Origin of the sequence: Brevundimonas sp. (assembly GCF_036676055.1) — a bacterium.
GTDB lineage: Bacteria > Pseudomonadota > Alphaproteobacteria > Caulobacterales > Caulobacteraceae > Brevundimonas.
Window position 1 is genome coordinate 1 of the sequence record NZ_JAKFDS010000013.1, and the last position, 5,485, is coordinate 5,485.

The 5,485-nt window shown below is 67.9% G+C and carries 5 protein-coding genes and 1 tRNA gene; 1 reads left to right on the forward strand and 5 read right to left on the reverse strand.

Annotation, left to right across the window (positions count from 1 at the left end; genetic code table 11):
- Positions 1-2,335 (forward strand): bifunctional proline dehydrogenase/L-glutamate gamma-semialdehyde dehydrogenase PutA (gene putA, locus V6M45_RS02195; RefSeq protein WP_332653706.1); only part of this gene is annotated, 2,335 nt, incomplete at its 5' end.
- Positions 2,336-2,371: 36 nt separating this feature from the next.
- Here putA and V6M45_RS02200 read toward each other — a convergent pair.
- From V6M45_RS02200 to V6M45_RS02220, 5 genes are all read right to left on the reverse strand, one after another.
- Positions 2,372-2,448, reverse strand: a tRNA-His gene (locus V6M45_RS02200).
- 133 nt (positions 2,449-2,581) lie between these two features.
- Complete coding sequence (locus V6M45_RS02205; RefSeq protein WP_305674817.1) at positions 2,582-3,283, reverse strand: energy transducer TonB; 702 nt, start codon at positions 3,281-3,283, stop codon at positions 2,582-2,584.
- A gap of 12 nt (positions 3,284-3,295) precedes the next feature.
- Positions 3,296-3,724: a biopolymer transporter ExbD gene (locus tag V6M45_RS02210; protein WP_305674818.1), complete on the reverse strand. Its 429-nt coding sequence runs from the start codon at positions 3,722-3,724 to the stop codon at positions 3,296-3,298.
- Between the two features lie 5 nt (positions 3,725-3,729).
- Positions 3,730-4,632 (reverse strand): MotA/TolQ/ExbB proton channel family protein, encoded by a 903-nt coding sequence (locus tag V6M45_RS02215; protein ID WP_305674819.1) that lies wholly within the window; start codon positions 4,630-4,632, stop codon positions 3,730-3,732.
- Positions 4,633-5,285: 653 nt separating this feature from the next.
- A partial coding sequence (locus V6M45_RS02220; RefSeq protein WP_332653708.1) for a hypothetical protein occupies positions 5,286-5,485 on the reverse strand: 200 nt, incomplete at its 5' end.

Genomic DNA, 5,485 nt, shown 5'->3' on the forward strand with positions numbered 1-5,485 from the left:
CTGGAGCGAGCTCTACCCGCGCACCAAGCGCCTGGCCCTGATCGCCGCCCGGCACGACATCAACTTCACCATCGACGCCGAGGAAGCCGACCGGCTGACCCTGTCGCTGAAGCTGCTGGACCGGCTGTCCCGCGAGCCCGAGCTGGGCGAATGGCAAGGCCTGGGCCTGGCCGTCCAGGCCTATCAGAAGCGCGCCCGTCTCGCCGTCGACCGGGTGGCCGAGATCGCGCGGTCCAGCGGCCGGCGTTTGATGGTGCGGCTGGTCAAGGGCGCCTATTGGGACAGCGAGATCAAGCGCGCCCAGGTGGGCGGCCGGCCCGACTATCCGGTGTTCACCACCAAGGCCGCCACCGACCTCTCCTATCTGGTCTGCGCGCGGGCGCTGATCGCCGCCGCGCCGAACCTCTACGCCCAGTTCGCCACCCACAACGCCCATACCCTGGCCGCCGTCCAGACCATGGCCGCCGAGGCCGGAGTGAAGATCGAATTCCAGCGCCTGCACGGCATGGGCGAGGCGCTCTACAAGGCCGCCGACGACCTGCACGCCGGCGCCGTGGTGCGCACCTACGCCCCCGTTGGCGGACATGAGGACCTGTTGCCCTATCTGGTGCGCCGCCTGCTGGAGAACGGCGCCAACACCTCCTTCGTGCACGCCCTGCTGGACGAGCGGGTGCCGGCCCAGGACGTGGTGGTCGATCCGGTCGCCGCGGTGGAGAAGGCCGGGATCGGGCCGCACCCGAAAATTCCCCGCCCCGTCGACATCTATGGGGCCGAGCGGAAGAATTCGCTGGGCGTCGACCTCTCCATCCCCGACGAGGCCGCGCGCCTGACGGCCGCCGCCCGCGCCCTGGAACCCCTGTCGTCCGGCCCGCTGATCGGCGGCAAGCCCCGCGCCGGCGTCGAGTCCCAGCCGGTGCTCAGCCCATCCGCCAACGCCCTGGTGGTGGGCAAGGCCAGCGAGGCCTCGGCCGCCGACATCGACGCGGCCTTCGCCGCCGCCAGGGCCGCCCAGCCGGCCTGGGACAAGCTCGGTGGATTCCGCCGCGCCGAGATCCTGCGGGCCATGGGCGACATCCTCGAGACCCATCGCGACCGGCTGATCGCCATCTGCGCCCGCGAGGCCGGCAAGACCCTGGCCGATGGCGTAGCCGAGGTGCGCGAGGCCGCGGACTTCTGCCGCTACTACGCCCACCTGGCCCTGACCAAGTTCGGGGGTCCGGAGACCCTGAAGGGGCCGGTCGGCGAAACCAACACCCTGGAGTTGCACGGCCGTGGAGTCTTCGTCTGCATCAGCCCCTGGAACTTCCCGCTGGCCATCTTCACCGGCCAGATCGCCGCGGCCCTGGCCGCCGGCAACGCCGTGGTGGCCAAGCCCGCCGAGCAGACCCCGCTGATCGCCGCGGCGGCGGTAGCGCTGTTCCACGAGGCCGGCCTGCCGCCTGGCCTGCTGGCCCTGACACCCGGCCGAGGCGAGACCGTCGGCGCGGCCTTGACCGCCCATCCAGGCTGCGACGGGGTGGCCTTCACCGGCGGCTCCGACACCGCGCGGCGGATCAACCAGACCCTGGCCGGCTGCGACGGCCCGATCGTGCCATTCATCGCCGAGACCGGGGGACTGAACGGCATGTTCGTCGACACCACGGCGCTGAAAGAACAGGTCGTCGACGACGTTGTGCTCTCGGCCTTCGGCTCGGCCGGCCAGCGGTGCTCGGCCCTGCGCATCCTGTTCCTGCCCACCGACACCGCCGACATGCTGATCGAAGGGATCAAGGGGGCGATGGACGCCCTGGTCCTAGGCGACCCGGCCGACGCCGCCACCGATGTCGGCCCGGTGATCGACGCCGAGGCCCATGGCTTGCTCACCACGCACCTGGCGCGCCTGCAGCGAGAGGCCAAGGTCCTGCACCAGTTGGAGGCGCCGCAGGGTGGGACCTTCTTCGGGCCGGTCCTGGCGGAGATCCCGTCGGCGAGCTTCCTGGAGCGCGAGGTGTTCGGCCCGGTGCTGCACGTGGTCCGCTATCGCCCGGCCGACCTCGCCAAGGTGGCCGGCGAACTAGCGGCGTCGCGCTACGGCCTCACCCTGGGTGTCCACTCGCGGATCGACGCCTTCGCCGTCCAGGTCCGCGACCTGGTCCCGGCCGGCAACGCCTATGTGAACCGCTCCATCATCGGAGCCGTGGTCGGCGTCCAGCCCTTCGGCGGCGAGGGCCTGTCGGGGACCGGGCCTAAGGCCGGCGGCCCCAACTCGCTCACCCGCTACGCCATTGAGCGCGCCGTCAGCGTCAACATCACCGCCCAGGGCGGCGATCCGGCCCTGCTCAACCTGAGCCTCTAGGGATGTTGGGAACCCGGCATTCCGGGAACGGCGCGATGGTACCACCTCTCGGGCTCGAACCGAGGACCTCTAGATCCACAATCTAGCGCTCTAACCAACTGAGCTAAGGCGGCGCATCGCGAGGCGTTCTTCTAGTCGCGCCGGACGGTTCGATCAAGCACCCACCCACCCCGGCGGCGGACCGGGCCAAGAAAAAACCCCGGAAGCTCGCGCCGCCGGGGTTTGATCGTTGGTCTTTGGTCGCGGTCAGCCCTTGGGCAGCGTCCAACGGAGCGGAATCCGCACCGTTCCCCCTTCGACAGGGGCGCCGTCCTGGGTCTTCGGCCGCATCTTGAACAGCTTGCTCGCCCGAAGGGTCGCAGTACCGAAGTCCTGATCGGCCGGATCTTCGGAAACGATGGAGCAACCCTCCAGCGTTCCCTTCGAAGTGACCGTGCAGCTGATCGTCGCCCGGCCTTCGACGCCCATCCGCTGAGCCCGTTCCGGGTAGTACCGGGACAGAGCTTCGGCATCGGGACGACGCGACCAGTCGGGGTTCGTGATGACCGACGGACGCGGCGGGGTCGGGGGCGCAGCCCGCGGGGGCTCCGGAACCTCGATCCGCTTTTCGACCGGCGGAACCGGCAGCGGCGGGATCGTCGGGATGTCGGCCGGCACGTTCACCGGAGGCCGCGGTTGCAGCTTCGGCGGCGGAGGCGGCGGCGTGTTCGGAGGCGGAGGCGGAGGCGGCGGAGGCGGCGGCGGAGCGGGCTTGATGATCGCCACGTCCGTCACATCATCCGAGTACTCCTTGTACTTCGGTTCGAACTTCGACTTGTAGAGGTAGGCGATAAGGCCCGCGTGGACGATCACCGAAAGCACGATGGCGACGGTGACGCCCGTGTTCCGTTTCTTGACCGGCTCATCGAAGACGCTGCGGTGATGGGTCGTGTCGGTGGTTTCAGCCATTCGTCACCCCCCTCACTCTTCGAGGCCAATAAGGGCCACGCTGTAGAACCCGTTGTCCTGAAGCATGTTCATCACGCCCATGAAGTCTCCGTAGAGAACATTCTTGTCGGCGCGGATGAAGATGCGTTCCTTCTCCGGGTTGCGCTTTCCGATATTGGTCCGCAGGTCGTCGCCCAGATCGGCAAGGTCAGTCTTGCTGTCCCCGAGGTAGATGCTGCCACCCGCCTGGATGCTGATATAGACCGGCTTTGGCGGGTTGGTCGAAGGCTTGGCGGTAGCCGGTGGAAGGGCCACCTCCACGGTCACGGCGGCCATGGGCGCCGCGACCATGAAGATAATCAGGAGCACCAACATAACGTCCACGAAGGGCGTCACGTTGATTTCGCTCATCGCCTCTACCGAGCCTTGCCCACCCCCAGAACCTGAGAGTTTGGCTCCCATGGCGGTTAGGCTCCCTTGTCGAGCTGCCGGGAAATGGCGTTCATCAGTTCGGCGACAAATCCGTCAGTCCGCGAGCCGTAAGCGGAAATCCGGGTTTGGAAGTAGTTGTAGAAGATAACCGCCGGGATGGCGGCGAACAGACCGATGCCGGTGGCGAGAAGCGCTTCGGCGATGCCGGGGGCGACGACGGCCAGGTTGGTCGTGTTGGTGTTCGCGATGCCGATGAACGAGTTCATGATCCCGTAGACGGTGCCGAACAGACCGATGAACGGACCGGACGAACCGACGGAGGCCAGGAACTGCATGCCGCTGGACAGGCGCTTGGCGAGGTTGGATTGAACCGCGCCAACCGCGGCTTCCGCCCGGTGGATGGTGGTTTCACGGTGCGCGCCGGTGACGGCGAGACCCGCTTGCCGCGAGAGTTCGACTTCTTGGGCCGCCGCGGCGGCCATGTCGGCCAGCGGATTGCCTTCGAATTCTTCGGACATCGCGATACGGCCCATGTCGTTGATCGACTTGGCGCCGCGGAAGGCCTCGACGAAGCGGTCCGAGGCTTTGTTCAGCGAGCTGAACTCGATCATCTTCGTGACCAGCAGGGTCCAGGAGAGGATGGAGGCCAGGATCAGGCCGATCATCACGACCTTCACGACGGGTTGAGCGTCGAGGAACATCTGCACGACGGTAAGCGAACCGGCATGCTCGATGGTCGGGGGGGCGACGTCGGCGGCGGGAGCCGCAGCATCCGCGGCTGGGGCCGCGGCGGCATCAGCGGCCGGAGCCGCGGCGGCGTCGGCGGCGGCGGGAGCGGCCGGAGCGGCGGCTTCCTGCGCGAACGCCGGCACGCTCGCCATCAGCGCAACCGCGCCGATGAGAGCGATGAAAGGGGTCAGTCGTTTGTTGTCGAGCATCTGTCGCCAGTTCCTGATTGGTCTAGCACGTTTGGACCGAGGGTCGTCGCGCGAGAGCGTCTCCACCCTAGTTAAAGCCCGCCGCTCGTCCGGTAACCGCCGGACAAAACGCCAGAGCCGCTTTCGCTGCGCCCGACCCGTTACGCCAACGCTTCAACGAACTCGTGAAGCGCAACGTTCCGAAGGCGGGAGCGACCTCGGTTTCCCCGAAGGGAAGCTGAAGTCTTAACCGCCATGTTAGACGTGCGGCAGGGGTCCTTTGGCAACCCCTATTACGGGCGTCAAGGGGTGTTACTCCGAGGGCCGACCCAGGGCATGCTTCGCGACCCGCAGCATTGCTGCAGTGCACAATGTGCTGCATAAGTAATCTTGCGCGATTTTCTACTTATAGCTGAAAATATATATTGCGCCGCAGCATAGCTGGCGGAACGCCGGTCTCGAAATAACCCGGCTCGCGATCCGATTTTTCGGCAGGGCGCCCGAATTTCGGTCGCGTCCCGGCCTTGGCGGGCAAATGGGAGCCGGAGGGGTCCGAGTCAACCCGCGTTCGCCGACTCGCGGGCCGTCGGCGGAGGAGCGTGTCGCGCGGGACATACCGCCGCGGGAGGCTCCCATCGCCTCTGGAATGTCACTCAGGCCTTACGGAACAAGCTCTACCGGTCGTTCGGGGTGCGGGTGGCCATGGCTGCTTCCGGATCGGGCGGCGGGGCGACCACCACGGGGGCGGCCGGCGGCGCGGCGATGACAGGCGGCGGCGCGGTCTCCGGCGGCGGGACCACGAGCGGCGGGGCGACGATCTCGGCGGGCGTCGGGGTCGGCTGCGAGGCTCGCGCCGACGCACGGCGCGGCGCCG